This window comes from Amycolatopsis sp. NPDC114503 (genome assembly GCF_055633655.1).
In genome coordinates, this window is record NZ_JBVKDT010000002.1 from 639,954 (window position 1) to 665,716 (window position 25,763).

Consider the following 25,763-nt stretch of genomic DNA (forward strand, 5'->3'; position numbering starts at 1 on the left):
ATTCGATATTTTCAAGATAAATCGCGGCCGTTACCGTTGTGGGGATGAACGCTGTCGTCGTCCGTGCCACGCCTGAATCAGTGCCGCAACTCGTCGCCTCGGCAATGTCGCTGTTCGCCGAGGACGGCGGGGTGCGGGATCCGTGCCTGGACCTCACCTGGCCACGGCGTGAAGGCCGTGCCTACTACGCGGATCTGGTGCGCCGCAACGATTCCCTGTGCCTACTGGCTCTCTCCTCGGCAGGCTCGGCGATCGGCCACTTGATCGGCCGAATCCGCCGCGCCGACCCGCTCCGGCCGGGGGCGGTGGTCGGCGTGCTGGAGAGCATGCGCGTCGACGCTGCGCATCGCGAAACCGGCGTCGGCACAGCCTTGACGGACGAATTCTTCGCGTGGGCCAGGGAATCCGGCGCAAATCAGGTCAGCGTCACTGCTTTCGCGGCCAACGAATCCGCCCTCAGTTTCTATCGCGGCCGCGGTTTCGCCCCGTTCGAGCTCACCCTCCACGCCCCGATCCGGCCCTACAGCGTCAAATACCCCTGAGCGAACCCCGCAGCCACCGCGGCCGCGCGGTCGTTCACGCCGAGTTTCGCGTAGACGTGCAGCAAATGCGTCTTCACCGTCGCCTGGCTGATGAACAACTGCTCCGCCGCCCGGCGGTTCGTCGCACCCTTCGCGATCAGTTGCAGGACCTCGACCTCACGCTCCGACAACGGATCCGCCGCCGGTTGGCGCAGCTGTCCCATCAGCCGGGTCGCGACCGTCGGAGACAGCACCGCCTGGCCTTGCGCAGCAGCCTCGACGGCGCGGAAAAGCTCCTCCCGGGGAGCTTCCTTCAGCAGATACCCGGTGGCCCCCGCTTCGATGGCCGGGAGGACGTCACTGTCGGTGTCGTACGTCGTCAGCACCAGGATTCGCGCGGGGACACCGCGTTTCGCCAGTTCCTTGATCGCCGTCGCTCCGTCCGTCCCCGGCATCCGCAGGTCCATCAGGATGACGTCCGGACGGAGCTGCTCACCAGCGGTGATCGCCGCCTCTCCGTCAGCGGCCTCGCCGACCACTACGAAACGCGGGTCGGCGCCGAACATGCCGCGCAGGCCGTCGCGCACCACCGGATGGTCGTCGACGATCAGCAGCGAGATCACCGCTCGCCTCCGGCCGGAATGGCCGGCACGGTCGCCGAGATCGCCGTCCCGCGGCCCGGTTCCGATTCGACGTCCAGCCGTCCCGCGAGGCGCTGCACCCGCTGCCGCATCCCGGCCAGTCCGAAGCCTCCGTTCGCGGAACCGTTGGCGCGCTTGGCATGCGGCTCGAAACCGACGCCGTCGTCGCGGACATCGAGGGTCACCAGGTCCGGCATGTACGACAGGGTCAGGCCGACTCGGTTCGCCCGCGCGTGCTTCGCGACGTTCGAAAGCGCCTCCTGCGCGGTCCGCAGCAAGGCCACCTCGACGTCGGTGTGCATCGGCCGCGCGTCGCCGGTGGTGGTGAGCACGGCGTCGACGTCGTTGGCGGCCGACCAGTTCCTGGTCACCTCGCCGATCGCCTCCGGGAGCCGGGCTTCGGCGAGCACCGACGGCTCCACGGACTGGACCGTCCGGCGGGCTTCGACCAGGCTTTCCCGGGCCAGGTTCGTCGCGGTCGCCAGGTGGCGGCCCAGGACCGCCGGCTCGGCCGCGGTCTGTTCCGCGGCCTGGAGCTGGGTCAGGATTCCGGCCAGCCCCTGAGCGAGGGTGTCGTGGATTTCCCGCGCCATCCGCTGCCGTTCGTCCAGCACTCCGGCCTGGCGAGCCTGGACCAGCAATCGCGCGTGCAGCCCGGCGTTCTCGGCCAGCGCGGCCTCCAGTTTGAGATTGACCTCGTGCACTTCCGCCAGCGCCTGCTTCTGCAGATCGTTTCGCCGGTAAGCCATTTCCACGAAATAGAACACCGCTCCCGCCAGCGCGACCGAAAGCGCGCTGACCCCCAGCCACACCCACCACAGATTCTCCGCGCCGATCTTGGAGATTCCGCCGAGGAACGCCATCGCCGAGACCACCGCGGTGGCGGCGGCGCCCGCGTAACGCCAGCGTCCCGCCAGGTACTCGAAAGCCTGCGGGTAGCCGACGAAGGCGAACAGGCAGTACCACGGCGCGAGGGCCGCCAGACCCGCCGCCAACGCCAGCAGACCGGTGTAATAGCCCGCCGCCAGCGAGCGATTCCCGTGCCATTCCGGATGAAACGAATGAAACCACAGCAGCAAAAACACGGCCGCGACGGAAAGCCCGAGAACCACCGGAAGGTCCGCGGGCAGCTGCAGCAAAGTAATGGCCACGCTGATCGCGAGAAGAACATAGGGCAGCGCGGTGAAGGTCGCCGTCTGTGCCCGTTCCCAGCGGTCGAACTCTTCGCGCAGGTCCCCCTCGATGCCCACCAGTTACTCCCAGCGGAAATATCGTGCGGCCAAGCCCCCGGCCGCGACGAGCCACCCTAGCATGACCCCGACGTGCAGCAGCTGCGGCCAATTCCCGGAAGCCGTGTCCTGCAAGGCTTGCACGCCCGCGCCGAGCGGCGTCAGGTCGCTGATCGTCAGCAGAACCCGGTTCATGCTCGCCCGCGGAACCCAGAGCCCGGCGAAGAACACGAGCGGGAAGAACACCAGCGAACCGGCCGCGCTGGCGCTCTTGGCCGACGGTGCGAGCGCCGCGACGAGCAGGCCGATCGCGAACAACGCCAAGGCAAGCAGCGCAAAGCTGAGCACGTACGCGGGAAGCTGCCGAGGCAGGCCGACGTCGAACGCCAGCTGTCCGATCGCGAGAATGACCAGCGTCGAGGCCGCCGACAGCGCCACTGCCATCAGCAGTTGCGCGCCGAGCATGACCGTCGGTTTCACCGGCGTGAGCCGCATCCGCCGCAGCACGCCCTTCTCCCGGTACGAAGCGAACAGCTGCGACAAACCGCTGAGCGAGAACAGCGAAACCCCCATCGCGACCACGATCGGCAGGTACCGGCTGATCATCCGGACCCCGTCCGGGCCGGGCTCGCGCAGAGCCGGGATCAGGCCGAGAACGCCGAACAGGATCGGCGAGAACGCGAGCGCGAAGAACACGACGATCGGCTCGCGGAAGAACAGTTTCGTTTCGGTGGCGGCGAGCCGGAACAAGGCGGGCAACGGGACCTCCTCAGGATTCGAGGGAACGGCCGGTGAGCGCGACGAACGCGTCGTCCAGCGTGGTCTGGTCCACTCGCAGGTCCGCGACGGCGATCCGGCGGCCGGCGAGCGCGGCGGTCACCGCGAGCAGCAGGTTCCCGGTCCCGCTGACGACGATCTGGCTCCCCGCCCGCTCGACGGCGGCGACCTCCGGCAGGCCGGTCAGCACCGCGTCGTCCAGCGGCGCGGACGCGCGAAACCGGATCCGCTGCCGGTCGTCGACACGCGACACCAACCCGGCCGGGCTGTCGACCGCGACGACCTGACCGGCATCGATCACCGCCAGCCGGTCGCACAGCCGCTCGGCTTCCTCCATGAAGTGCGTGACCAGCAGGACCGTCACGCCGCGCGCGCGGATGCGCTCGACCAGGCTCCAGACGTCCCGGCGGGCCTGCGGGTCGAGTCCGGTGGTGAGCTCGTCGAGCACCGCGACCTTCGGATTTCCGAGCAGCGCGAGCGCGATCGACAGCCGTTGTTTCTGGCCCCCGGACAGCCTGCGGAACTGGGTGCCGAGTGTGCCGTTCAGAGTGAGGATCTCGGCCAGTTCGCGCCAATCCGCCGGGTCGCGATAGAACGAGCTGTACAGCTGGAGTGCCTCGCCGACTTTCAGCTTGTCCGGCAGTTCGCTTTCCTGGAGCTGCCCGCCGAGCACTTGGCGCAGTTCGCCGTCGTCGCGCTGGGGGTCCAGGCCGCAGACCTGGATCGTCCCGCCGTCCGGCCCGCGCAGCCCTTCGACGCACTCGACTGTCGTGGTCTTGCCTGCTCCGTTCGGGCCGAGAATGCCGAAAATCTCGCCCGGTTCGACGGCGAAGCTGACTCCGTCCACCACGGCTTGCCCGCCGTACCGCTTGACGAGGTTGTTCACCTCGATGATTGCCATGCTTCAACCGTGCCGGGCAGCACGGGCGCGGCGAATCGACTGTGCGGCCAGACTTTCCGGCCGTCCGGGGCGGAGCGGCGGATCAACCGATCGGTCGATCCGCGGTCAGCCGAGGTGGACGGCCTCCGCGCCGACGGCCGGTTCGACGTGCACCGCCGCCGCGGTCAGCCTGGGCACTGCGGCGATCAGCCGGTGTTCCAGGCTGTGCGCCAGTTCGTGCGCTTGCTCGACGGTGAGCGCGTTGGCGACCTGGACGGCAAGCTCGGCGCGCAGGCTGTGGCCGATCCAGCGCATCCGGACCTCCCGGACGCCCTCCACTCCGGGCACCGTCGCGGCTGTCCGCTCGGCCAGTTCGACCGTCGCCGGATCGACGGCGTCCATCAGCCGCCGGAAGACTTCCTTGGCCGCGTCGCGCAAAACGAACAGGATCGCGACCGTGATCAGCAGTCCGATCGCCGGGTCGGCAGCCGGGAAACCGAGGGCGACACCGACCGCGCCCAGCACTACCGCCAGCGAGGTGAAGCCGTCGGTGCGGGCGTGCAGGCCGTCGGCGACCAAGGCGGCGGAGCCGATTTCGCGGCCGACGGTGATCCGGTACCGGGCGACAAGTTCGTTCCCGGCGAATCCGACGACTCCGGCCGCGGCGAGCACCCAGAGCTGCTGGACCGGGTGCGGGTGCAGCAGGCGGTCGATCGCCTCGTAGGCGGCCAGCGCGGCCGATCCGGCGATGATCAGCACCACGACGACTCCGGCCAGGTCCTCGGCGCGGCCGAGGCCGTAGGTGTAGCGGCGGGTCGCCGCGCGGCGGCCGAGGGCGAAGGCGATGCCCAGGGGCAGGGCGGTCAGGGCGTCGGCGAAGTTGTGGATGGTGTCGCCCAGGAGGGCTACCGAGCCGGTGACGGCCACCAGGGCCAGCTGGATGACGGCGGTGCCGAACAGGGCGGCGAACGACCAGGTCAGCGCCCGGATGCCGCGCTGGCTGGTTTCGAGGGCGGTGTCGAGGCGGTCGGCGCTGTCGTGGCTGTGCGGGGTGAGGAAATGCTTGACGCGGTGCCGCCAGCTCTCGTGCGCGTGGCCGTGACCGTGTGCCTGGTCGTGACCGTGGCCAGACACGTGGCCGTGAACAGGCGCGTGATCGTGACTGTGTGCATGTCCGTGACCGTGGCCAGGCGCGTGATCGTGCCCGGAAGCCTGCTCCTGCGCGGGACCGCGGCCGTCCTCCGGCTGCGGACGATCATGGCGCAGCTCTGCCATCAGCAACTCCCGGAATCATCGAGGCCTCTCGCGACCGCGTGCACGGGCCGCTCGGCTACCAGCATACCTGCGCAGATGCGCAGGTAGTCGAGAAGGGACGGTAGCATCGGGACATGCACTCCTCCCTGCCGGACTTCGACATGCCCTCCGACGAGCAGGTCCACCTGGCCGCGGAAAGCTTCCGCCTGCTGTCGGACCCGACGCGGATCAAGGTGCTCTGGGCGCTCCTGCAGGGAGAATCGTCGGTGGCCTGCCTCGCCGAGCTGGCCGGAGCCGCGCCGACGGCGGTCAGCCAGCATCTGGCCAAGCTCCGGCTCGCGGGGCTGGTCAAGGGCCGTCGCGAGGGGACGTTCGTGTACTACTCCGCCGCGGACGAGCACGTCCGCGGGCTGCTGGCCCAGGCGCTGCACCACGCCGACCACGTGGACCGCGACATCCCGGGCGAGCCCGGCGGGCACGCCCAGCCGCACCGGCCCCGGATGCGCAACGCCTGAGTCACGCGACCCGCAGCCGCTCCTCCTCCACCAGCTGCCGCAACGGTTCCGGCAGCACGTTCCACACTTCGTCCGCGACGTGCACCGTCTCCCGGCACAGCACGTCCAGCACCACACCGGCCTGGTGCAGGGCCTCCGGATCCGTCAGATTCCCGCGCTCCGCGATGCGGCCCACGAAGTCCGCCAGCTCGAAGCCTTCCTCGGCGGGACCGCCGCCCGGGCGCAGGTCTTCCGCCAGCTCGGACGGCAGCTGCGCGGCCAGGCTCGCCGCCGCTTCCGGCGAAATCCGTTCGGACAGCGTCCGCAGCACCGCGTGCGCGGCCAGTTCGGCGTCACGGGATTCCGCGAGGCAGGCCCGCCTGCGGATCAGTTCGACGATCTCGTTCATCGTTCCCGGATACCCGCGGCAGCCGCCCGCAACCGTTCCGGTTAGCCGTGGCGCCACCGGGTACCAGCGATGCATGGACCATTCAGCGACCTCTCCCGCATCGGCTGAACAGGCGCAGGCCGCGCTGCGCCGGCTCCGTCGCGAAGCCGGCGCCGGCGGTTACGAATCCCCCGCGGAGCTGTACCGGACGCTCGGCTCGCTGAGCCTGCTCGCCGACGACCTCTCCGAAATACTCCCCGACCTGTGCGGCCAGCTCGAGGACGCCCTGCTCGCCGGGCGCGTGCGGCATCGCGCGGCCGACGCGCAGGAAGCCTTCGACGCCGTCGCCTCGGCCGCGCACAGCATTTCGGTCGCCCGCTTCACCGCACTGCTGGTCGGGCAGGAAATCCAGAAGGCACAGACCGCCATCCGCGATCTCGCCGCCGCCTGACCCCGTTTTGCCGCGTTCCATGCGGGTAACCGGCGAGGAAAGCATTGCACGGAGAAGGGAGCAAGATGGCCGACCTCGATCCGGCTGAGCCCGAAACGCTCGATCCGTCCGAGGCCCTCGACGAGGACGAACTGCGGGTCGACCCGCTGGAGGACGGCGTCGAACCCGCCGAACGCTGGAGCCCGGCGGTCCGGCAGGCCACGACGCCCGCCGAGGCGCGCGAAGGCGAACCGCTCGGCCGCAGGCTCGCCGAGGAACGGCCGGACGTCCAGCCGGCGCAGAACCCGCCCGACGACGAAACGCTCGCCTGGGAGGAGGCGGCCCGCGCCGTCGCCCCGGCGGAGGATCTCCCGCGGCGCCGGGCGGATCCGGATCCCGGCGAGCAGGCGGACGAAGCAGGCGGTTCCGTCGCGAAATCGCTGCGCGAGGAGTGAACCGCCCGGGGCCGTACGGAAAGAAGTGCTCCTGGGGACGGCCACCGCGCGGGTTTTCGTTCGCGCGCAAGCTTTCCGATGCCGTCCAGGCACGGCAAGCCTCACCGACACCGACGCCCGCACCGAAATCACCGCACCGCGGCCAGCCCGGTCTCCCCCGCCGGTATCGCCTTCTCGTACGCCCGCACAGTCTCCGCCGCGATCCGGTCCCACGAGTACCTCGCCCGGACCCGCTCCTGGCCCGCCGTCCCCAGCGCCTCCAGCTCGGCGGGCTCGTCCAGCAAAGCCCGCAACCGAGCCGAAAGCCGGGCCGGATCCCGCGGCGGAACCAAGCGCCCGGTGATCCCGTCCACCACCGTGTCCGTCAACCCGCCGACCGCGGCCGCCACCACCGGCACCCCGCACGCCATCGCCTCCAGCGGAACAGTCCCGAACGGCTCGTACCAAGGCGTGCACAGCACCAGATCCGCCGAACGCAGCAGCGCCGGCATCTCGGCCCGGCTGACCCGCCCCGCCAGCCGCACGCGATCAGCCACCCCGAGCCGGTCCGCCAGCCGCCGCAGCCGCCGGGCCTCCGGATCGCTGGACAGGGCCCCGGAAACCGGTCCGCCCGCGATCACCAGCTCGGTCTCCGGCACCCGGGGCAACGCGGCGACAGCCAGGTCGAACCCGTTGCGCGGCACCAGTCTTCCCACCGAAACCACCCGCCGGGGCGCGCTCCGCGGAGCGACCGGGCCGCCGGCCCCGAACCGGTCCAGGTCGACCCCGCCCGGCACCACCGAGATCCGCTGCCGGGGCACTCCCTGCCGAGCCAGTTCGGACACCTCGTCCGAGCAGGTGGCGACGATCCGGTCGACCTGCCTGCCCACCATCCGCTCCAGCCGCATCCGGTCCGGCGGGCTCGTGTCCGCGTCGCCTTGGTGCCGCCGCTTCACCACTCCCAGCGCGTGAAAAGTCTGCACCGTCGGCACCCCGGTCTCCCGCGCGGCGAGCACAGTCGCCACGCCGGACATCCAGAAATGCGCGTGCGCCACCTCCGGCGGCTCCTCCGTCCACCGGTCGCGCAGCCAGCTCCCGAATTCCCCCAGGTGCGGCACCAGCTCGTTCTTCGGCAACCGGCGCGCCGGGCCGGCCGGGACATGGACCACGCGGTACCCCGCCGGTGTCTCCACCGAGGCGGGCGCGTCCGGGTCGCCGCGTCGCGTGTAGACAGTCACGTCGTGCCCGCCGCGCACCAGCGCCGCGGAAAGGTCCGCCACGTGGAAGTTCTGGGCGCCCGCGTCCTCCTCCAGCGCGGCGAGCGGGCTGGCGTGTTCGGACACCATCGCGATCCTCATCGGACTCCTTCCGCGGCAAGGACGATTTCGATATCGGCGGACGCACCGCGCACTGTCCGCCGGAACCCATCCCGAACGGCGGCAGTTCGGCGATCGTCTTCCGCTGTTCGAGCCTGCTCCGGCCCTTGCGCTCGCAGGTGAGCACCGCGGGCAGCAGCGGCACCACGGCGGCAGCCGGAGAGTCCCAGCAGGTCGTGATCGAGGCGGATCCGTCGTCCAGCCGCGGAAGGGAGTCTTCGCCGGATGCGCTCGTGCTGCCCGTCAAGACCGAGCACGTCGTCAGCCGCCCTCAACTCTTCCGCCCGGTCAGCGCGTCGCGGATCTTGTCGACGAACGCCGCGCCCGGCGCGAGGATCAGATTGGCGGGCGGGGTGCTCGGCGCGGCGGGATGCGGCCTGGTCGGCGCGATCTTCTTCGCCGCCAGCACCCGCTCGCCGAGCCGGACGAGTTCTTCGGCGGAACAGGCTTCCCGCAGCCGCGGCAGCAGGTCGGTCTCCTCCTCCTTGATGTGGTGGCGGACGTCGGCGACGAGCTTGCCGAGCAGCTCCTCGAACTCCGGCTCGCCGGGGTTCTTGCGCTCCAGCTGCTTCATGATCTTCTCGGCCTCGGCGTGCTCCTCGATCTCGTGGTCGGCGATCTCGTCGCCGTCGTCGAGGTACTTGCGCGCGGCCGGGTACATCAACTGCTCTTCGGCGACCGAATGCCGGACCAGCTCGGCGATCACGTGGTCGACCACGTCTTTCCGGTTGCCCGCCGCGGGTTCGCTCTCGAGTTCGGCGAAGACGAGTTCCACGTCGCGGTGGTCGTCGGTGATCACGGTGACGAGGTCGGTTCGGGTGGATGCGGCCATGCTGCCTCCTCGGGTGTCGGGAAACCCCCGGTTACCCGTTGTGCCGCAGGGCAATCACCGGAGGCGAAACTGCGCGGCGGCGATCTCCGGCAGCCGGGCGCTTCCCGGCGTCCGGCCCGGTCAGGGCCCGCGTCGCTTTTCCCGTGCCCGAACGGTGTTCCGCAGCGACCCGATCCCGGAGATCGCCACCTCCACGGCCTGGCCGGGCGCCATCGGCCCGACCCCGGCCGGGCTGCCGGTCAGCAGGACGTCGCCGGGTTCCAGGGTGATCCAGCGGGTCACGAACGCCAGCAGCTCGCCGACCCCGAACACCATCTCGCCCGTCGAGGCCTTCTGGACCAGCTCGCCGTCCAGCCAGGTGGTGACGGTCAGCGCGGCCGGGTCCGGCACCTCGGTTTCGATCCACGGCCCGAGCGGGCAGAACGTGTCCGCGCTCTTCGCCCGCGTCCATTGCCCGTCGCCGCGCCAATCGTCGGCGGTCACGTCGTTCGCGCAGGTGTAGCCCAGCACGAACTCGCCGAACCGGTCCGCCGGAACGTCCCGCGCGGTCCGGCCGACCACCACGGCCAGCTCCCCTTCGTACTCGAGACGGCCGACCTCCGCCGGGCGTTCGATGTCCCCCGCCGGGCCGATCACCGAGTTAGGCGCCTTCAGGAACAACGCAGGCCGCTCCGGCCACGACCGTCCTTTCTCGACAATCTGACCCGCGTAATTGCTGCCAGCACAAACAATCGTCCGGGGAACGCACGGCGACAACAGCGTCACGTCGGCCAGCCTTCCCACCGCGCGGCCAGGTCCGTCGCCGGACAGCTCGTGCACCGTCTCCCCGGCGACGACCCCCTGACGGGCCCGCCCTTCCTGGACATAGCGGACTATTCGCACGGCTTCATCGCCTCCCGCACGAGTTCGACCGGATGCCAGGCCGTCCGCCCCGCGCCGTGGAAGATCTGCTGGCGGCACGAAACCCCGGTCGCGGCGACGACGGTGTCCGAGTTTTCCTTGGCGAGCGCGGGAAACAGCCGTTCTCCCCCGACCCGCATCGACGTCTCGTAATGCTCGGCCTCGAACCCGAACGATCCGGCCATGCCGCAGCAGCCCGAGTCGATCTCCTCGACCTCCGCGCCCGGGATCCGGCGCAGCAACGCCATCGTCGCCGCGGTGCCGACCTCGGCTTTCTGGTGGCAGTGGCCGTGGAAAACGATCCGGCGACCAGCGAGCCACGAATCGTTCCGCAGCTTCAGCCGTCCCTCGTCGATCGCGGCGGTCAGCAGCTCCTCGACCTGCCGGACCCGATCCGCCAGTGCCGGTCCGGACAGCATCGCGGGATGTTCGTCGCGCAGCATGAACAGGCACGACGGTTCGCAGCCGACGATCGGCGACCCCGGCGCGGTGTTCGCGCTGATCGCGTCGACCAAACCCCGTGCTTTCCTCTTCGCGTCGTCCACCAGCCCTTTGGAGAGACTCGACCGGCCGCAGCACCCGCCGCCGGCCAGTTCGACCTTCCAGCCCGACAGTTCCAGCAGCTCGATCGCCGCGCGCCCGACGTGCGGTTCGGTGAAGGTGGTGAACGAGTCCGCGAGCCAGTTCACCGTGCCCAGCGGGCCGGAAACGGTGCTGCGGCGGCGGAACCAGCGCACCAGATTCCGTCGTTCGAAGCGGGGCAGCGGACGTTCGGCGGTGATGCCGAGCGCGCGATCCGCCAACCGGCGCAGGAAGCCGATCCGCCCGGGCAGGTTCGACAGCGGCGCGGTCGCCGAGCCGAGCCGGTTGAGGGCGCGGATCGAACCGAAAACCCGCGACCGCAGCGGAACGCCGTGGATCTCGTGATGGTGCGACAGCGTCTCCGCCTTCAGGGCGGCCATGTCGACGCTCATCGGGCATTCGCTCTTGCAGGCCTTGCACATCAGGCACAGGTCGAGCACCTCGTGCAGCCGCTCGCCTCCGAGCGCGGCGTGCGGGTCAGGTTCGGACAGCGCCTTGACCAGCGCGTTCGCCCGGCCGCGAGTCGAATCCTCCTCGTTCTTCGTGGCCATATAGGACGGACACATCACGCCGGACCCGGATTTGCGGCACAGCCCGATGTTCATGCACCGGTCGGCCGCCCCGCGCATGCCGCCGACGACCTCGAACGGCAGCGAGGTGCGCAACGGCGGCGCGGGCGGGAGGCTGTCGCGATCCCGCAGGTTCTCGGTCATCGACGGCGCGTCCACGATCTTGCCCGGGTTCATGATCCCCGCCGGGTCGAAGAGGCCCTTGACCCGGCGCATCGCCTCATACAGTTCGGGGCCGAAGATCTCGCGGTTGAATTCGCTGCGGGCGAGACCGTCGCCGTGTTCGCTGGAATTGACGCCGCCGTATTCGGAAACAAGGTCTTTGACCGCCTCGGCGACCGAGCGCATTTTCGCGACCTCGTCCGGCTTCGTCAGGTCCACGAACGGGCGGATGTGCAGGCAGCCCACCGAACAATGCCCGTAGAAGCCCGCCTCCATACCGTGGTCGTCCAGAATTTCCTTGAACCGCTTGGTGTAATCGGCGAGATGCAGCGGATCGACAGCCGTGTCCTCGACGAACGCGAGCGGCCGCCGAGTCCCTTCGCCCGCGGCCATCAGCAGACCGAGACTCGATTTGCGGACCTTCAGCAGAGCGCCCTGTTCGGCGGCGGTCACCGCGCGAAGCGTGTGGTAACCGTGGCCGTTGCGCCGCCACAGCTTTTCGAGCCGGTCCAGTTTCGCGTTCAGTTCTGTTTCGTCGTCGCCGCTGAAGGAGACGAACAGCAGCGCGCCGGGGTCGCCGACGAGACTGTTCCCGAGGTCCGCGTATTCCAGCTTTTGCCGGGACAGCTCCAGGATCGTCCGGTCCATCAGCTCGACCTGGTGCGGGTCGCAGCTCAGCGCGTCCGTGGTGGCCGCGATCGCGCCCGGAGTGTCGGCGAAGTGGCCGACCGCGTAGAAGGTGTGCGCCGGCTTCGGCACCAGATCGACCAGCGCGTGCGTGGCGACCACGAGCGTGCCCTCCGAACCGACCACGAACTTCGCGAGGTCGAATGGCCCGTCCACCAGCCGTTCGAGCCGGTAGCCGCCCGCGCGCCGCCAGAACACCGGCATGTCGGCGGTGATCACCTCCCGGTTGGCCTCGACCAGCTCCGGCAGTTCCCGGTGGATCCGCCCCGCCAAGGTGTCGGGCCGCGCGCGGCGGTTCCGTTCGTCCTCGTCCACCGGTTCGAGCCGGGTCCGCGTGCCGTCGGCGAGCACGACGTCCAGCGCGCGCACGTGGTCGATGGTCATCCCGTAGGTCAGCGATCCGCTGCCCGCGGAGTTGTTGCCGATCATGCCGCCGACAGTCGCCCGGTTGCTCGTCGAGGTGTCCGGACCGAACATCAGCCCGTGCCCGGCCGCCGCCCGGTTCAGCTGATCCTGGACGACACCCGCCTCCACGAGCGCGGTGCGCGCGACCGGGTCCAGGTCGAGGATTTTGGTGAGGTGCCGGGAAAAATCGAGCACCAAGCCCGGCCCGACCGTCTGCCCGGCCAGGCTCGTCCCCGCGCCCCGGGGCACGACCGGCACACCGTGCTCGGCGGCGATCCGAACGGTCGCGGCGACGTCGTCGGCATCGCGCGGGAACACCACGCCGAGCGGCATCATCGAATACATGCTGGCATCACGGGAAAAGAGATGCCGGGTGTAATCGTCGAACGAAACGTCACCGTCCACAACAGACCGCAACGCACGCTCGACCGCAGCAGAGTCAGTCATGAGGTTCCTTTCGACACCGGTGACAGATCCGCGACCGGCGCACCGGCCCGCATCCGCTTCCGCAGCGGGAAAATCAGCAGCGCGGCCACCGCGAAAACCACCCCGAACAACACCTGCGTCAGCACGTAGCCGCCGCTCACGTCGGTCAGCCAGCCGCCGAGGTACGGGCCGAAGAAGCTGCCGAGGTTCCCGATTCCGTTGATCAGCCCGATTCCCGCTCCCGCGGCCGCCGCCGGGGTCAGTTTCGTGACGGTCGCCCAGAACGGGCCGTACCACGCGATGGAGGCCGCCGTGCCGAGCACCATCGCGCCCAGCACCAGCCATTTCTGCTGCGCCGAGATCAGGCTCGCCCCGCACAGGATCACCGCCCCGGCCACGAGCACCCAGCAGGCGTGCGACACGTGCCCGCCGCGCCGGTCCGCCGAGCGGCCGACCAGGACGATCGCGATTCCCGCCGCGACCTGCGGCAGCATCGCGACCAGCCCGACCTGCAGATCGGTGTGGAAAGCCTGCTTCAGCACACTCGGCAGCCACAGGCTGAAGCCGAGCAACCCCATCTGCGTCAAGGTGTAGACGAGCGCGAACCGCCACACGATCCGGCTGCCGAGCGCAGCCTTGACCGAGGGCTGCTCCACCGGTTCCCCCGTGATCTTCCGCGACTGGTCGAGATAGGCGCGTTCCTCCGCCGACAGCCACTTGGCCTTCGCCGGGCGGTCCTGCATCACCGCGAGCCACGCGATCAACCCGACGATCAGCGGCGCGCCTCCCTGGATGACGAACATCCAGCGCCAGTCCGCGACAGTCAGCAGAATGCCGGACAGCGGAGCGGCCACGATCGCCGCGATCGGCGTGTACAGCTTGAAGATCGCGAACGCGCGGCTGCGTTCGGCGAACGGGAACCAGGCGCGGATCGTGGCCATCAGCGCGGGCTGGACGCCGCCTTCGGCCACGCCGAGCAGGAACCGGGACAGCAGCAGTTCGCCGAAGGTCGTGGTCAGGCCCGACGCCATCGCGGCGAGGCTCCACAGCACCATCAGGATCGCGACCCACCGCTTCGCGCTCCAGCGTTCGGCGAGGTAGCCGCCGGGGATCTGCAGCAGCAGGTAGCCCCAGAAGAAGATGCCGCTCGCCAGTCCCTGCTGCGAGCCGCTGAGGTGCATGTCGGTCTTGAGGTGCGGCAGCGCGAAGCTGATGTTGGTCCGGTCGATGTAGCAGATGACGTAGATGAACACGATGACCGGAAGGATGTGCGTCCATCGCTTCTGCTGCGACAGGCGCCGGAAAAAAGACGTCCGCTCGTTCAACGGCCTACCTCCTTGTAGGCGGCGCGGCGCGGATTCGCGCCGGCCGGTTGCCGTGCGTCGGGTCTTCGGGAACGGCGGGTCAGCCCGCGCGCAGGACCTCCAGGGCCGCAGCGAGACCGGCGTCGCCGATGCGGACTCCGGACAGCTGGAGTCCCATGTGGACGCCGGCGAGCGCGCCGGCCAGGGTCAGGTCGCCGAGATCGCCGAGGTGCCCGATGCGGAACACCCGGCCGGCGAGCTTGCCCAGCCCCGCGCCCAGCGAAAGGTCGAAGCGTTCGAGAATCGTCCGGCGGATCTTGTCCGCGTCGTGCCCCGGCCCCAGGAGGACGCCGGTGAGAACCCCGGAGTACTCGCGCTCGTCCGCGCACAGCACTTCCAGCCCCCAGCCGCGGACCGCCGCACGCGTCGCCTCCGCATACCGCTGGTGCCGGGCGAACACCGACCCCAGACCCTCTTCTTCGAGGATCGTCAGCGCTTCCCGCAGGCCGAACAGCAGGTTCGTCGCGGGCGTGTAGGGGTAATAGCCGTTGACGTTGCTGTCCAGGATCGGCTGCCAGCTCCAGTACGCCTTCGGCAGCCGCGACTTTTCGGCCGCCGCCAGCGCCTTCGCGCTGATCGCGTTGAAGCCGAGGCCGGGCGGCAGCATGAGGCCCTTCTGGGAGCAGCTGATGGTGACGTCCACGCCCCATTCGTCGTGGCGGTAGTCGAGCGAGCCCAGCGACGAGATCGTGTCGGCGAAGAGCAGCGCCGGGTGTCCGGCCTCGTCCATCGCGGCCCGGATCTCCGGGATGCGGCTCGTGACGCCGGTCGAGGTTTCGTTGTGCACCACCATGACGGCCGCGATGGCGTGCCCGGTGTCGGCGGCGAGCCGTTCCGCCACGACCGCCGGGTCGACGCCGCGCCGCCAGTCGCCGGGGACGAAGTCGACTTCCAAGCCGAGCCGTTCCGCCAGTTCGCGCCAGAGCGTCGCGAAGTGGCCGGTTTCGAAGGCCAGCACCCGATCGCCCGGCGACAAGGTGTTGACGAGCGCGGCTTCCCACGCGCCGGTCCCCGAGGACGGATAGATCACCACCGGGCCCTCGGTGCCGAACACCGGCCCGAGCCGGCTCAGGACGTCGAGCGTGAGGTCCGCGAAATCCGGGCCGCGATGGTCGATGGTCGGGTGCGCGATCGCGTGCAACACGCGGTCCGGGACGTTGCTCGGCCCGGGAATCTGCAGGAAATGGCGTCCGCTGCGGGTCGTCATCGAGGTCCTCACTTCCCATCTGTGCCGGGAGATGGCACACTATGCCGCGAAACGGCCACGAGATGGTAGGTAGGCTCGATCAGGGAGTCAAGGCTGTGCGCAATGTCGTCAACACGCTGCGGGTTCTCGAGGAAGTAGCGGCGAATCAGCCCGCCGGGGTCGGGGAATTGTCCCGGCTGCTGGGCCTGCCGAAGAGCACCGTGCAGCGCGCGCTGCTCGCGCTCGACGAGGCCGGCTGGATCCGGCCGACCGCCGGGGAGTACACCCGCTGGGTCGTCACCACGAAGGCGCTGACGGTCGGCGCGCGCGCCAGCGGCGAACTCGGCCTGCGCGGCGCGGCGGTGCCGATCATGGAGGAACTCCGGCGCGAAACCGAGGAGACCGTGCACCTCACCGTCCCGGAGGACAACCGGATGGTGCTGATCGAACGCCTGGAAACGACGAAACCGTTGCGCGTCGGCATGACGCTCGGCCACGCGCTCCCCCTGCACGCGTCGGCCAACGGCAAGGCGGTGCTCGCCTACAGTTCCGAGGAGGTGCTGAAACCCCTTCTCGCGCAAGAACTTCCGCGCTACACCGACAGCACCGTCACCGACCCGGACCGGCTCCGCGCCGAACTGGCCGTCATCCGGGAGCGGGGTTTCGCGGCCAACCACGGAGAATGGCGCGCCGATGTCGGCTCGGTCGCGGCCGCGGTACTCGGCGGCGGCGACCAGCCGGTCGCGAGCTTGAGCATCAACCTTCCGATCACCCGGCTGACGGCCGAATCGGAGGCGGTGTTCGGAGCGGCGGTGAGCCGGGCGGCGCGGGAACTCGGTCTCCAGCTGCGGTGAGCCAGCCCGAGGGAGGTCACGGTCTGGAAAGAACGGCGAACCCCGAGGACAGACTCCGGCCTCGGGGTTCCGCCGTTACGCGGCCTGCTTGGCCGAAACCTTCCCGCTCAGCAAATGCCCCGCTCCCGGCACCTCCGGCCGCACCCCCAGCTCGCTGAGAATCCGGAACGTCGTAGCCGTAGCCGCCGACAGCACCGGGATCCCCACCGCGTCCTGCACCGGCTGGACCGACGGCAGCGACGGCATCTGCACGCACGCCGACAGCACCAGCGCGTCCGCCCGCGAAAGGTCCAGTTTCCGGTAGTGCGCAAGGAGATCCGCCGGGTCCAGCCGTGCCACCGCCAGGTTGTCGGGCACCTCCAGCGAGAGCGAATCGACCACCTCGACGCCCGCGTCCTCCAGGTACTCGATCACCGCCTGGGTCAACGGCTTCAGGTACGGCGTCACGATCGCGACCCGCTTCGCCTCCAGCGCGGCGATCCCGGACAGCAGCGCGCCCGCCGACGAAACCACCGGCGCGTCCGAGCCTTCCGCACGCAACGCCGACGTGATCGAATCCTCGGCGGTGCAGTGATATCCCGGACCCTGCGCCATGATCGCGACCAGGCACGCGGTCGCCACGACGCCGGGCCGCGCGTCGGCCAGTTCGGTCGCCGCGCGTTCTGCCTGGGCGTTCATCGCGCGCAGCTGCTCCGGCGTCACGTGTTGCATCCGCGCGCGGGCGGAGTGGAAGACGAACCGGTCCTCCGGATACAGCTCTTCGCGGGCGCGCAGCATCCGCGGCAGCTCGGTTTCCATGGTCAGGTTGGAACTCGGGACAATCATCCCGATGTGGTGGTCGGTCATCGCTTCGCCGCCGGGCGCATTTCCTTCACGGTCAGCTCGCCCGCGTCGACGATCAGCTCGTCGTCGAGGTACAGGCTGTTGCCGCGCATCGGGATGTCGAAGTGGCACGCGGTGTCGTTCGGGCCGCCGAGTTCGTTGTTCGGGCCGATCGAGAACATCACGTTGCCGTAGAAGCTCCGCAGCTCCATGCCCATGCCGCCGGGGAACTGCGTCAGTCCGTGCCAGTGCGCCCGCTCGTCGAGGCCCCAGCCGACGTGCGACATGCCGTAACCGCGCGGGTCGTGGAACGATTCGATGTAGCTGCGCAGCAGGTCGGCGTCGAGGCCGGACGAGCCCGCGCCCCCACGGATGTCCTGGATGAAGCCCTTTTCGATAGTCAGCTCGACCGGCGTCTGCACGTAGGTGTTGAACGGCAGCAGCACGTCGCCGGGCGCGAGCACGATCTTGCCGTCCACGCCGTCGTCCGAACCGCCGGTGAACACGAACGCCGCGGGCCAGTGGTCCCAGCGGCCGGGCTGGTCAGTGTAGCCGTACTCGCTCATCGTCGGGTACACGCCCAGCTGGTAGGTGACGTCCGTCCCGTGTGGACTGGTGATCCGCATGGTCTTGGCCTTGGCCAGCAGTTCCGCGCCGATCTCGACGCGCTCGCGCAGCTCCTTCGTCGGCATCAGCCGGGCCAGCAGCTCGGGCGGTTCGACGGCGGTCAGGATCCGGGTGCCGGCGGCCTGGATCGCGAACTGCTCCTCGCTGAACAGCAGGAACGTGCAGTCCACGACCATGTCCGCGGCCTTCAGCGCCTCCACGGCGAGCGGCAGCTGGTCAAGACCTGACTGCCCGACCGCCCACGCGCCGGAAGCGCTCGCCGGCGACGGCAGCCGCATGTGGTAGGTCGCCGCGCCGAGCTGCTGGGCGGCCCAGAGGAAGGCGTCCGCGTACTCCGCGCGCTCGGCCCCGCGCGTCAGCACGACGACCGTCTCCCCCTCGTGCACGCCGGAAAAAGTCAGCTGGCGCAAGCAGATGTCGTTGAACAGGTTCTGGTCCATGGCGACCTCCTTTATTGTCCGAATACGGATTATCCGAGTACGAAAAACACGCCGGGGTCAGCGAGCGAGCAGGTCCTTCAAAGCCGAGCGCAGCGCCTGCAGAGCGGGCCGCGGTTCGTCCCAGAAGATCATGTGCCCGGCGTTTTCGATGCTGATCAGCGGATGCGCTGATTTCTCCAGCACCGCGACGTCCGCTGAGGTCACCACCGGGCTCTCCGCGCCGTACAACAGCACGGCGGGTCCGCTCAGTTTTTCCCACAACGGAAGAAATTCCTCGGACTCGAAGCCCGCGTGCGTCGCCGCGATGGCGGCACGAGAGCACGACGCAAGCCAGCCAGCACGCAGTTCCTGCTCCCGGCGCGGCCAGCGCGGCCACGAAGCGGCGACCTCGTCCGCGCTGGTTCCCCGCTGTGCTTGGTCCAATTGGGACTCGAAGACCGCCAGCGAGGTCGGGTACGGCCGTCCGGCTCGGCTCATCGGCGGGTCGGCGAGGACGGTGCCCGCGATCCCGCCGGACAGCGCGGCTTTGGCCGCGATCCGCGCGCCCATCGAGTGGCCGAACAGCAGCGGCGACGACAGGTTCAACTGGTCGACGACCGCTTCGACGTCGGCAGCATAGGCCTCGAGGTCGTAGCCGGGCCCGTCGTCGGACAGGCCGCGACCGCGGATGTCGAGCACCAGCGGGCGGACCAGGTCGGTCAGCTCGCGGGCGACGAAGTCCATGGTGATCGCCGGGCTGGTGATGCCGGGCAGGATCACGAGCGGAACGCCGTCGGCCGGGCCGTAGTCGAGAACGTGCAGCCGGACTGAACCAGACCGCACCCAGACGCTCTTCGCCGGGACGTTCGCCAGTTCGGCGAGCGCGGGCTGGGTCAGCACCCGGTCGGAAACTGAGGACATACGGGAACTCCTTCCGGGTTCAGCGGGCCTTGGCGAGCAGCTCGACGCCCTCGCCCAGGCCGATCACGTCGGCGTATTTGGCTTGCAGGTCAAAGAGAGCGGCGTCGTGCGGTCCGCGTGCGCGGTCGCCGCAAGCATCCCGGACCACGAGAGTGTTGAAGCCGGATTGGACAGCGTCGACAGCGGTGGCTCGTACGCAGCCCGAGGTCGTCGCGCCGCAGACCAGCACGGTGTCCGCACCCAGGCCGGTGAGCAGCGCGGCGAGGCTCGTTCCGTGGAACGCGGACGCGCCCTTCTTGACGATCAGGTGGTCTTCCTCGCGCTGTTCCAGTCGCGGATCGAGCGCGACTTCGGCGCTTCCGTCGCGGAGGCTGCGCATGCCGGGAGCCTTGCGCAGCCACGCGATGGCGTCGCCGTCCGCCTCCGCGGGGGTGTAGCTGATCGCGGTATAGACCACAGGGGCTCCGCTCTCGTGCGCGGCTCGGACCAACGCGCCGGTGGCTTCGACTTCGGCGGAAAGGTCTGCACCGGAAGGAAAAACCGGTTCGGTGAAGCCGCGGGTCAGGTCGACCACGACCAGCACCGGCGCGGTTCCCCTCGGCACCGCTGCGCCGAAACCCGCGCGGGCGTAGGTCTGATCGGTCTCGGTGCCGTGCAGTCCGTTTTCAGGCGCGCTCACGCAGCAGCTCCTTGATCAGTTTGTTCTGCGACCGGACTCGGCCCAGCAACCAGCCCTGGAACAGCCCGAGCGCGCCCGCCGCGACGACCGGGAGGTACCGCTTCGCGTTGGGCGGGAGCAGCATCGCGAGGCCGTCGAGCGAATCCGAGGCAGGCGCAGCTGCAGTCGTGACCGTAGCAGGCGCTGGCGCGGTACCGCCGTTTTCCAGCAGCGCACCGAGATTCTGCGCGAACTGCTGCAGGATCCGGTTCGACACCGTGCTGATCGCGCCCTTGCCGAACTGCGCGATCTTGCCCCGCACCACGAGGTCAGTGTGCAGATTCAGCGACGAACCCTTCGGGCCGGGCACCAGGGTCAGCGTGACGTCCGCTTCCGCGTCGCCGTTTCCGTGGCTGTCCGCGCCCCGGGCCGACAGCCGCAGCCGCCGCTCGCCCTCGGCGATCTCGGTGAACCGGACCTTGCCCGCGTACGCGGCGCTGACCGGGCCGACCTTGAACTTGACCTTGCCGAGGTAGGACTCGCCGTCCTTGCCCTCCAGCACCGCACCGGGCAGGCAGCCCGCGACCCGCTCGACGTCGTTGAGCAGCGCGAACACGGTGTCCGGATCGCCGGGAAGGTCAAGGGTGTTCTCGAGAATCATCGGACAGCGTCCTCTTTCTTGCCGGTTCCGGCGGACCGCTGGGCGGCGGTCGCCTCTATCGCGTCCACAATGGTCTGATACCCGGTGCAGCGGCAGAGATTCGACGACACCGTCTCCCGGATTTCCTCGCGCGTCGGCGACGGTTGCTGGGCAAGGAATCCTTCGGCCAGCATGAGGAATCCGGGCGTGCAGAAGCCGCACTGCAGACCGTGGTGTTCCGAGAAAGCCTGCTGCAGATCGTTCGGTTCTTCCGGCGTGCCAAGGTCTTCGACGGTCCGGATCGCGCATCCTTCCGCCTGCACGGCGTACATCAGGCAGGCGCGCACCGGTTCGCCGTCGACCAGGATCGTGCACGCCCCGCAGACGCCGTGCTCGCAGCCGACGTGCGTGCCGGTGAGCCCCACGTGGTGCCGCACCACGTCGAGCAGCGTCCACCGGGGTTCGACGAGCAGTTCGTGCTCCTCGCCGTTGACGGTCAGGACGATCAGCTGTTTGTCGGTCATGCGCCGGTTCCCGCTTTCTCCCGGTCTGCCGCGCTCAGCGCGGCGAGGACGGCTTCGGGGTGGATCGGGGTCTGCTCCAGCTGGACCCCGGTGTGCCAGAGGAGGTCGTTGACCGCGTTCAGCACCGCCGCGGGCGCGCCGATCGTGCCGCCCTCCCCGGCTCCCTTCGCGCCGCTTTCGGTGAAGGCGCAAGGGGTTTCGAGGTGGTCGACGGTGATGTCGGGGATCTCCGCGGCGGTCGGCACGAGGTAGTCGATGAAGCTCGCCGCCGACGGTTCGCCGTTCTCGGCGTAGGTGACCTCCTCGAACAGCGCGCCGGCGATGCCCTGCGCGATGCCGCCGCGCGCCTGCCCGTCGACCACCTTCGGGTTGATCACCACGCCGCAGTCCTCGACGCAGGCGTAGCGGAGGATTTTGACCTGGCCGGTGCCCGGATCGGCCTCGACCACGACCGCGTGCGTCGCGTTCGAGAACGTGCCGTCGCCGGGGACGTCGAACGCCGCGGTGGCGGTGAGCGTCGGCTCGGCTTCCTTGGGCAGCAAGTGGCTGCGCAGGTACGCGACGTCGGCGATCTCCTCGAACGAAAGCCGGCGGCTGGGGTCGTCGAGCTGGATGACGCCGCCGTCGCCGTCGAGGCCGACGTTCTCGGCGCGGGTGTCCAGCAGATGCGCCGCGATGAGGCAGAGCTGCTCGCCCAGCCGGGTCGCCGCCGTCGCCACCGCGGAGCCGCCGATCGTCACCGATCGCGAGGCGAAAGTGCCCCAGCCGTAGGAAATCCGCTCGGTGTCGCCCTGGCGCAGCTTGACCTTGGCGAGGTCGACGCCGAGCCGTTCCGCGATGATCTGCGCGAACGTCGTTTCGTGGGACTGCCCGTGGTTGATCGTGCCGCTGGTGACCACGACGGAGCCGGTGAGGTCCATCCGGATCTCGCTCACGTCGAACCCGGGGACGACGGTCATCTTCCGCTTCGCGAACGCCTCGGAGCCGTAACCGGTCCGCTCGGAGAAGCAGCTGAAGCCGATGCCGATGTTCGGGTTCTTCTCCCGCAGCTCGTACCAGCCCTCGTCGCGGAGGATCTTTTCGCCCAGCTCCAGCGATTCGAGGTAACTGCCCGGATCGTAAGTCACCTTGTTGATGCCGGTGTACGGAAACTCGGTGATCACGTTGCGGCGGCGGATCTCCACCGGGTCGAGGCCGAGCCGGCGCGCGGCCAGGTCCATGATCCGCTCCATCACCATGACGTACTGCGGACGGCTGACCCCGCGATACGGCGCGGTCGGCGCTTTGTTGCTGGTGATCGCGCGCGCCCGCACCCGGTAGGCCGGAACCTTGTACACCGACGGCATTTCCGCCGCCGCCATCAGCGGTTCGATGCCGACGGTGAACGGATAGCACGAGTACGCACCCATGTCGCACACGATGTCGGACTCCAGCGCGGTCAGCTCGCCGTCCGGAGTGAACGCGGCGCGGGTGCAGTACCGCTGCTCGCGCGCGAGGAATCCGGACGCGAGGGCTTCGCTGCGGTCCTCGATCCACTTCACCGGACGCCGCAACAGTTTCGCCGCCGCCGCGACCGCGATTTCCTCCCGTCCGACAACGCATTTCTGTCCGAAGCCGCCGCCCATGTCCGGGACCACGACGCGCACCGAACGCTCCGGAATCCGCAGCGAACGCGCCAGCACGGTACGGACCTGGTGCGGCACCTGGCTGCAGGTCTGGACGAGAAGCTGCTCGTCGCGGTCGTCCCAGGACGCCACCGCGCCGCGCGTCTCCAACGGCAACGCGTTCTGCCGCCCGCTGCGGGTGACGAGCTCGATCACGCACCCGTCCGCGAACGCTTCGTCCACACCCGGAGTGTCGAATGAGGTGACATCCAGCAGCACATTGCTCGGCGCGTCTTCGTGCACCAACGGCGCGTTCTCGGCGAGCGCGGTTTCCTCGGACACGACGGCGTCGAGGACCTCGTAACTGACCTGCGCGGCCTCGATGCCGTCCTCGACCGCGTACGGATCCTTCGCGATGACCAGCGCGATCGGCTCGCCGACGAACCGCACCTTGCCGCGCGCGAGTATCGGCATCGTGGTCGGCGTGAACTCCTCGGGCGGGCGGTCCAGCAGGGCGACCATGTCGCCGAGCTGGAGGTCTTCCGCCGAGTACGCGGCCACGACGCCGTCCACCTCGCGGGTGGCACCGAGGTCGAGCTCGGTGATCTTGCCGTGCGCGACGGTCGCGCGCACGAACCCGGCGTGCAGCATGCCATGGAGATGGATGTCGTCCACGAACCGTCCTCGGCCGGTGACCAGCCGAGGGTCCTCGCGGCGGCGCACGGACGCGCCGATCCACTTGCCGCCCCGGCCGTCGAACCGGGGTTCTTCCGATGCCTTCACCAGTTTCCCCTCTCCCCTGCCCGGCTTCGCGCCGCTACGGCCTCGGGTTCGCTCGCCGTCACCGGTCCCCCTTCTCCCACGCCTGGCCCAGACTTCGTGCCACCAACGTCCTCGTCAGCGCACGCCGGTAGTCCGCACTCCCCTGCGCGTCGCCCCGCGGATCGATCGCCTCCGCCGCCGCCCGGCCGCACGCCGCGAACAGCTCCGGCCCCGGCTCGCCGCCCACCAGCACCTCCTCGGCCTCCGGCACCCGCAACGGCGCAGGCGCGACCCCGCCGAGCACCACCCGCCCGCCTTCCAGCGATCCGTCCGCGCGAGTTTCAAGCGTCACCGCAGCCGCGACCGTCGCGAAATCCCCCGCACGCCGGGAAAACTCGGTCAACGCCGCCTTCGGCGCCGCCCGGGTGAACCGGACCTCCGTGACGACCTCGTCCGCCTCCACCGCGGTCGCGTAGAAGCCGTAGAACATCTCCCCCGCCGGGATCTCGCGACGGCCGTTCGGACCTTCCGCGACGATCACCGCGTCCAGCAGCAGCGCGAGCATGCACCACTCCGCGGTGGCGTCGCCGTGCACGAGACTGCCGCCGACCGTGCCGCGCGACCGGATCGGCAGGTGCCCGACGTACCGCATCGCCTCGGCCAGCACCGCGAAATCCGGGCCGAGCTCGGCCAGCTCGACCTGGCGGTGCGTCGTCATCGCGCCGATGCGGAGCGCCGGGCCGGCGTGCGCGATCCCGGTCATCCCCGGCAGGTCCCGTAACCGCCCGAGGTCGACCAGGTCGCTCGGGCGGGCCAGGCGGAAGCTCATCATCGGCATCAGGCTCTGCCCGCCCGCGATCGCTTTCGGCTCCCGGCCCCGCGCGGCAAGGTCGGAAAGCAGGCCGACGGCGTCGGCGACGTCGTGCGCCCGGTGGTAGGCGAACGCGGCGGGCTTCATGAAACTCCCTCTCCAGTAAGGCGGATCAGACTGCGTCCAGTTCGGACTGGTGCGGCGCGGGCGCGGTCTCGTCGTCGATCCGGTCCAGCTCCCGGCCCCGGGTTTCCGGCGCGCAGAAGACCATGAACACCACGGCCCCGACGACGAGCAGGCCGAGCAGGGTGAACGTCAGCGGCAGCCCGAGCACCGGCCACAGCACGCTGCCGAACAGCAGCGGCGCGAACCCGGTGACCGCGCGGCTGGACGACGACGCCCAGCCGAAGCCCGACGCGCGCAGCTCCGTCGGGTAGAGCTCGGACACGAAGGCGTACATCACCGGGATCACGATGAGCGAGAACAGCCCGAACGCGCCGATCGCCACCACCGCGGCCCCGGCCGAGCCGAGCACCAGCGAGAAGACCACCAGCGTGACCGCGGCGAGCGGCCCGGCCGCGGCGATCACCCGCTTGCGGCCGATGCGGTCCACCAGCAACACCGCCACCACGACGCCGACGATACCGAGCGCGTTCATCAAAGTCGTCGAAGCGAACGCGGCGATCTCCCCGAAGCCCTGAGCCTTGAGGATCGACGGCATCCAGCTCAGCGCGGCGTAGTACACCAGCATCACCGTGATGAACAGCGCCCAGGCGACTCCGGTGACCTTCGGGTTGTACGCCCACACCCGGCGCAGCTGGTCAACGGCCGCGAACAACCCGCCGCCGCGCTTGTCTTCCTCGATCGCCGGCGGAATCCGGTACTGCTCCTTCGGCGCGCCCGTGCGCTCGACGAGATCGTCGATGACAAGCCGGGCTTCCGATTCGCGCCCCATGCGCACCAGATACAACGGCGATTCCGGAACCCCGCGACGCGCCCAGAACAACAGCACCGCGGGCAGGATCATCAGGACCAGCATCCACCGCCAGTTCCCGGAAACCGGAACCAGCAACGTCGCCGACGCCCCCGCCAGCGTAGTGCCGACCGGCCACCAGCCGTCCATTGCGGACAGTACGCGCCCGCGCTGCTTGCGCGGCGAAAACTCGCTGACAATGGCGTAATCCACCGGAATGCACCCGCCGAGCCCGACTCCCGCGAGGAACCGCAGCAGCAGGAAAACTTCGATATTCGGCGACAACGCGGCGAACACGGAGAAGAACGCGAACAACAGCAACGTGATGCTGAACGCCCGCTTGCGCCCGATCCGGTCCGCGACCGTCCCCCAGACGACCGCCCCCACGGCCATGCCGATCAAATTGGCGGTCGCGACAAACCCCCGCTGCGTGGCCGACAGGCCGAATTCCGTGCCCACCAACGGGGTGAGGAATCCGTTCAGGGCCACGTCCCAGGCGTCGAACATGTAGCCGAGCCCGCCGATGAGGAAGATCTTGCCCTGGACGCGCCAGCGCCACGGCAAGTCCTGGACCACCTGGTCTCCGGTACGCATAGCTTTGCTCCTTTGCG

26 protein-coding genes are annotated in these 25,763 nt (G+C 69.6%); 5 read left to right on the plus strand and 21 right to left on the minus strand.

Going from position 1 to position 25,763, the window contains the following annotated elements; translation table 11 throughout:
- The first annotated feature begins 44 nt into the window (after positions 1–44).
- Complete coding sequence (locus tag ACZ7OI_RS10690; protein ID WP_470263935.1) at positions 45–542, plus strand: GNAT family N-acetyltransferase; 498 nt, start codon at positions 45–47, stop codon at positions 540–542.
- On the opposite strand, the gene ACZ7OI_RS10695 is transcribed toward ACZ7OI_RS10690, so the two are convergent.
- From ACZ7OI_RS10695 to ACZ7OI_RS10715, 5 genes are all read right to left on the minus strand, one after another.
- A complete protein-coding gene (locus ACZ7OI_RS10695; RefSeq protein ID WP_470263936.1) occupies positions 521–1,144 on the minus strand; it encodes a response regulator in 624 nt (207 codons plus the stop codon). The genes ACZ7OI_RS10690 and ACZ7OI_RS10695 overlap by 22 nt on opposite strands.
- On the minus strand, positions 1,141–2,412 hold the full coding sequence (locus ACZ7OI_RS10700) for a sensor histidine kinase (protein ID WP_470263937.1): 1,272 nt from the start codon (positions 2,410–2,412) through the stop codon (positions 1,141–1,143). Before ACZ7OI_RS10700 ends, ACZ7OI_RS10695 begins: the two co-directional genes overlap by 4 nt.
- A gap of 3 nt (positions 2,413–2,415) precedes the next feature.
- Entirely contained in the window at positions 2,416–3,150 is a 735-nt protein-coding gene (locus ACZ7OI_RS10705) for an ABC transporter permease (protein ID WP_470263938.1), read from the minus strand.
- Between the two features lie 10 nt (positions 3,151–3,160).
- Positions 3,161–4,069: an ABC transporter ATP-binding protein gene (locus tag ACZ7OI_RS10710; RefSeq protein ID WP_470263939.1), complete on the minus strand. Its 909-nt coding sequence runs from the start codon at positions 4,067–4,069 to the stop codon at positions 3,161–3,163.
- A 105-nt stretch (positions 4,070–4,174) separates the two neighbouring features.
- Positions 4,175–5,182, minus strand: coding sequence for a cation diffusion facilitator family transporter (locus ACZ7OI_RS10715; RefSeq protein WP_470263940.1), 1,008 nt, complete (start codon positions 5,180–5,182; stop codon positions 4,175–4,177).
- Between the two features lie 254 nt (positions 5,183–5,436).
- Here ACZ7OI_RS10715 and ACZ7OI_RS10720 point away from each other — a divergent pair, with 254 nt between their 5' ends.
- On the plus strand, positions 5,437–5,817 hold the full coding sequence (locus tag ACZ7OI_RS10720; RefSeq protein WP_470263941.1) for an ArsR/SmtB family transcription factor: 381 nt from the start codon (positions 5,437–5,439) through the stop codon (positions 5,815–5,817).
- A gap of 1 nt (position 5,818) precedes the next feature.
- Here ACZ7OI_RS10720 and ACZ7OI_RS10725 read toward each other — a convergent pair whose 3' ends face one another.
- Complete coding sequence (locus ACZ7OI_RS10725; protein WP_470263942.1) at positions 5,819–6,205, minus strand: DUF2267 domain-containing protein; 387 nt, start codon at positions 6,203–6,205, stop codon at positions 5,819–5,821.
- 73 nt (positions 6,206–6,278) lie between these two features.
- On the opposite strand from ACZ7OI_RS10725, the gene ACZ7OI_RS10730 reads away from it, so the two are divergent.
- Together ACZ7OI_RS10730 and ACZ7OI_RS10735 are read left to right on the plus strand one after the other, a co-directional pair.
- Positions 6,279–6,635, plus strand: coding sequence for a hypothetical protein (locus ACZ7OI_RS10730; RefSeq protein WP_470263943.1), 357 nt, complete (start codon positions 6,279–6,281; stop codon positions 6,633–6,635).
- A gap of 65 nt (positions 6,636–6,700) precedes the next feature.
- Positions 6,701–7,069, plus strand: coding sequence for a hypothetical protein (locus tag ACZ7OI_RS10735; protein ID WP_470263944.1), 369 nt, complete (start codon positions 6,701–6,703; stop codon positions 7,067–7,069).
- 128 nt (positions 7,070–7,197) lie between these two features.
- Here ACZ7OI_RS10735 and ACZ7OI_RS10740 read toward each other — a convergent pair whose 3' ends face one another.
- From ACZ7OI_RS10740 to ACZ7OI_RS10765, 6 genes are all read right to left on the minus strand, one after another.
- A complete protein-coding gene (locus ACZ7OI_RS10740; protein WP_470263945.1) occupies positions 7,198–8,406 on the minus strand; it encodes a glycosyltransferase in 1,209 nt (402 codons plus the stop codon).
- A 289-nt stretch (positions 8,407–8,695) separates the two neighbouring features.
- Complete coding sequence (locus tag ACZ7OI_RS10745; protein ID WP_470263946.1) at positions 8,696–9,256, minus strand: hemerythrin domain-containing protein; 561 nt, start codon at positions 9,254–9,256, stop codon at positions 8,696–8,698.
- A gap of 120 nt (positions 9,257–9,376) precedes the next feature.
- The gene (locus ACZ7OI_RS10750) at positions 9,377–10,138 is read right to left on the minus strand and encodes a fumarylacetoacetate hydrolase family protein (protein ID WP_470263947.1); all 762 of its coding nucleotides are present in this window, start codon (positions 10,136–10,138) and stop codon (positions 9,377–9,379) included.
- Positions 10,129–13,008: an FAD-binding and (Fe-S)-binding domain-containing protein gene (locus tag ACZ7OI_RS10755; protein WP_470263948.1), complete on the minus strand. Its 2,880-nt coding sequence runs from the start codon at positions 13,006–13,008 to the stop codon at positions 10,129–10,131. Before ACZ7OI_RS10755 ends, ACZ7OI_RS10750 begins: the two co-directional genes overlap by 10 nt.
- Complete coding sequence (locus tag ACZ7OI_RS10760) at positions 13,005–14,312, minus strand: MFS transporter (RefSeq protein ID WP_470263949.1); 1,308 nt, start codon at positions 14,310–14,312, stop codon at positions 13,005–13,007. The genes ACZ7OI_RS10755 and ACZ7OI_RS10760 overlap by 4 nt, the downstream gene beginning before the upstream one ends.
- Positions 14,313–14,391: 79 nt before the next feature.
- The gene (locus ACZ7OI_RS10765) at positions 14,392–15,558 is read right to left on the minus strand and encodes a pyridoxal-phosphate-dependent aminotransferase family protein (RefSeq protein ID WP_470263950.1); all 1,167 of its coding nucleotides are present in this window, start codon (positions 15,556–15,558) and stop codon (positions 14,392–14,394) included.
- 95 nt (positions 15,559–15,653) lie between these two features.
- On the opposite strand from ACZ7OI_RS10765, the gene ACZ7OI_RS10770 reads away from it, so the two are divergent.
- Positions 15,654–16,391 (plus strand): IclR family transcriptional regulator, encoded by a 738-nt coding sequence (locus ACZ7OI_RS10770; RefSeq protein WP_470263951.1) that lies wholly within the window; start codon positions 15,654–15,656, stop codon positions 16,389–16,391.
- 75 nt (positions 16,392–16,466) lie between these two features.
- Here the strand turns inward: ACZ7OI_RS10770 and ACZ7OI_RS10775 are convergent, their stop codons facing one another.
- From ACZ7OI_RS10775 to ACZ7OI_RS10815, 9 genes are read right to left on the minus strand one after another with little or no spacing between them, the layout of a single operon-like run.
- On the minus strand, positions 16,467–17,237 hold the full coding sequence (locus ACZ7OI_RS10775; RefSeq protein WP_470263952.1) for a maleate cis-trans isomerase family protein: 771 nt from the start codon (positions 17,235–17,237) through the stop codon (positions 16,467–16,469).
- The gene (locus ACZ7OI_RS10780) at positions 17,234–18,280 is read right to left on the minus strand and encodes a 2,5-dihydroxypyridine 5,6-dioxygenase NicX family protein (protein WP_452080767.1); all 1,047 of its coding nucleotides are present in this window, start codon (positions 18,278–18,280) and stop codon (positions 17,234–17,236) included. Before ACZ7OI_RS10780 ends, ACZ7OI_RS10775 begins: the two co-directional genes overlap by 4 nt.
- A gap of 57 nt (positions 18,281–18,337) precedes the next feature.
- Entirely contained in the window at positions 18,338–19,180 is an 843-nt protein-coding gene (locus ACZ7OI_RS10785; protein WP_470263953.1) for an alpha/beta fold hydrolase, read from the minus strand.
- A gap of 19 nt (positions 19,181–19,199) precedes the next feature.
- A complete protein-coding gene (locus ACZ7OI_RS10790; RefSeq protein WP_470263954.1) occupies positions 19,200–19,859 on the minus strand; it encodes an isochorismatase family protein in 660 nt (219 codons plus the stop codon).
- Positions 19,846–20,499, minus strand: coding sequence for an SRPBCC family protein (locus tag ACZ7OI_RS10795; protein WP_470263955.1), 654 nt, complete (start codon positions 20,497–20,499; stop codon positions 19,846–19,848). The genes ACZ7OI_RS10790 and ACZ7OI_RS10795 overlap by 14 nt, the downstream gene beginning before the upstream one ends.
- Positions 20,496–21,002: a (2Fe-2S)-binding protein gene (locus ACZ7OI_RS10800; RefSeq protein ID WP_470263956.1), complete on the minus strand. Its 507-nt coding sequence runs from the start codon at positions 21,000–21,002 to the stop codon at positions 20,496–20,498. Before ACZ7OI_RS10800 ends, ACZ7OI_RS10795 begins: the two co-directional genes overlap by 4 nt.
- Positions 20,999–23,389, minus strand: coding sequence for a xanthine dehydrogenase family protein molybdopterin-binding subunit (locus ACZ7OI_RS10805; protein ID WP_470263957.1), 2,391 nt, complete (start codon positions 23,387–23,389; stop codon positions 20,999–21,001). Before ACZ7OI_RS10805 ends, ACZ7OI_RS10800 begins: the two co-directional genes overlap by 4 nt.
- Before the next feature lie 58 nt (positions 23,390–23,447).
- Positions 23,448–24,326, minus strand: coding sequence for an FAD binding domain-containing protein (locus ACZ7OI_RS10810; protein WP_470263958.1), 879 nt, complete (start codon positions 24,324–24,326; stop codon positions 23,448–23,450).
- 25 nt (positions 24,327–24,351) lie between these two features.
- The gene (locus ACZ7OI_RS10815) at positions 24,352–25,746 is read right to left on the minus strand and encodes an MFS transporter (RefSeq protein ID WP_470263959.1); all 1,395 of its coding nucleotides are present in this window, start codon (positions 25,744–25,746) and stop codon (positions 24,352–24,354) included.
- Positions 25,747–25,763: the final 17 nt, after the last annotated feature.

Bases quoted from the DNA above. Each gene is read 5' to 3' on its own strand.
- ACZ7OI_RS10690 (WP_470263935.1), top strand. From the start codon at position 45: ATGAACGCTGTCGTCGTCCGTGCCACGCCTGAATCAGTGCCGCAACTC.
- ACZ7OI_RS10710 (WP_470263939.1), bottom strand. From the start codon at position 4,069: ATGGCAATCATCGAGGTGAACAACCTCGTCAAGCGGTACGGCGGGCAA.
- ACZ7OI_RS10720 (WP_470263941.1), top strand. From the start codon at position 5,437: ATGCACTCCTCCCTGCCGGACTTCGACATGCCCTCCGACGAGCAGGTC.
- ACZ7OI_RS10725 (WP_470263942.1), bottom strand. From the start codon at position 6,205: ATGAACGAGATCGTCGAACTGATCCGCAGGCGGGCCTGCCTCGCGGAA.
- ACZ7OI_RS10730 (WP_470263943.1), top strand. From the start codon at position 6,279: ATGGACCATTCAGCGACCTCTCCCGCATCGGCTGAACAGGCGCAGGCC.
- ACZ7OI_RS10735 (WP_470263944.1), top strand. From the start codon at position 6,701: ATGGCCGACCTCGATCCGGCTGAGCCCGAAACGCTCGATCCGTCCGAG.
- ACZ7OI_RS10740 (WP_470263945.1), bottom strand. From the start codon at position 8,406: ATGAGGATCGCGATGGTGTCCGAACACGCCAGCCCGCTCGCCGCGCTG.
- ACZ7OI_RS10745 (WP_470263946.1), bottom strand. From the start codon at position 9,256: ATGGCCGCATCCACCCGAACCGACCTCGTCACCGTGATCACCGACGAC.
- ACZ7OI_RS10755 (WP_470263948.1), bottom strand. From the start codon at position 13,008: ATGACTGACTCTGCTGCGGTCGAGCGTGCGTTGCGGTCTGTTGTGGAC.
- ACZ7OI_RS10765 (WP_470263950.1), bottom strand. From the start codon at position 15,558: ATGACGACCCGCAGCGGACGCCATTTCCTGCAGATTCCCGGGCCGAGC.
- ACZ7OI_RS10775 (WP_470263952.1), bottom strand. From the start codon at position 17,237: ATGACCGACCACCACATCGGGATGATTGTCCCGAGTTCCAACCTGACC.
- ACZ7OI_RS10780 (WP_452080767.1), bottom strand. From the start codon at position 18,280: ATGGACCAGAACCTGTTCAACGACATCTGCTTGCGCCAGCTGACTTTT.
- ACZ7OI_RS10785 (WP_470263953.1), bottom strand. From the start codon at position 19,180: ATGTCCTCAGTTTCCGACCGGGTGCTGACCCAGCCCGCGCTCGCCGAA.
- ACZ7OI_RS10795 (WP_470263955.1), bottom strand. From the start codon at position 20,499: ATGATTCTCGAGAACACCCTTGACCTTCCCGGCGATCCGGACACCGTG.
- ACZ7OI_RS10800 (WP_470263956.1), bottom strand. From the start codon at position 21,002: ATGACCGACAAACAGCTGATCGTCCTGACCGTCAACGGCGAGGAGCAC.
- ACZ7OI_RS10810 (WP_470263958.1), bottom strand. From the start codon at position 24,326: ATGAAGCCCGCCGCGTTCGCCTACCACCGGGCGCACGACGTCGCCGAC.
- ACZ7OI_RS10815 (WP_470263959.1), bottom strand. From the start codon at position 25,746: ATGCGTACCGGAGACCAGGTGGTCCAGGACTTGCCGTGGCGCTGGCGC.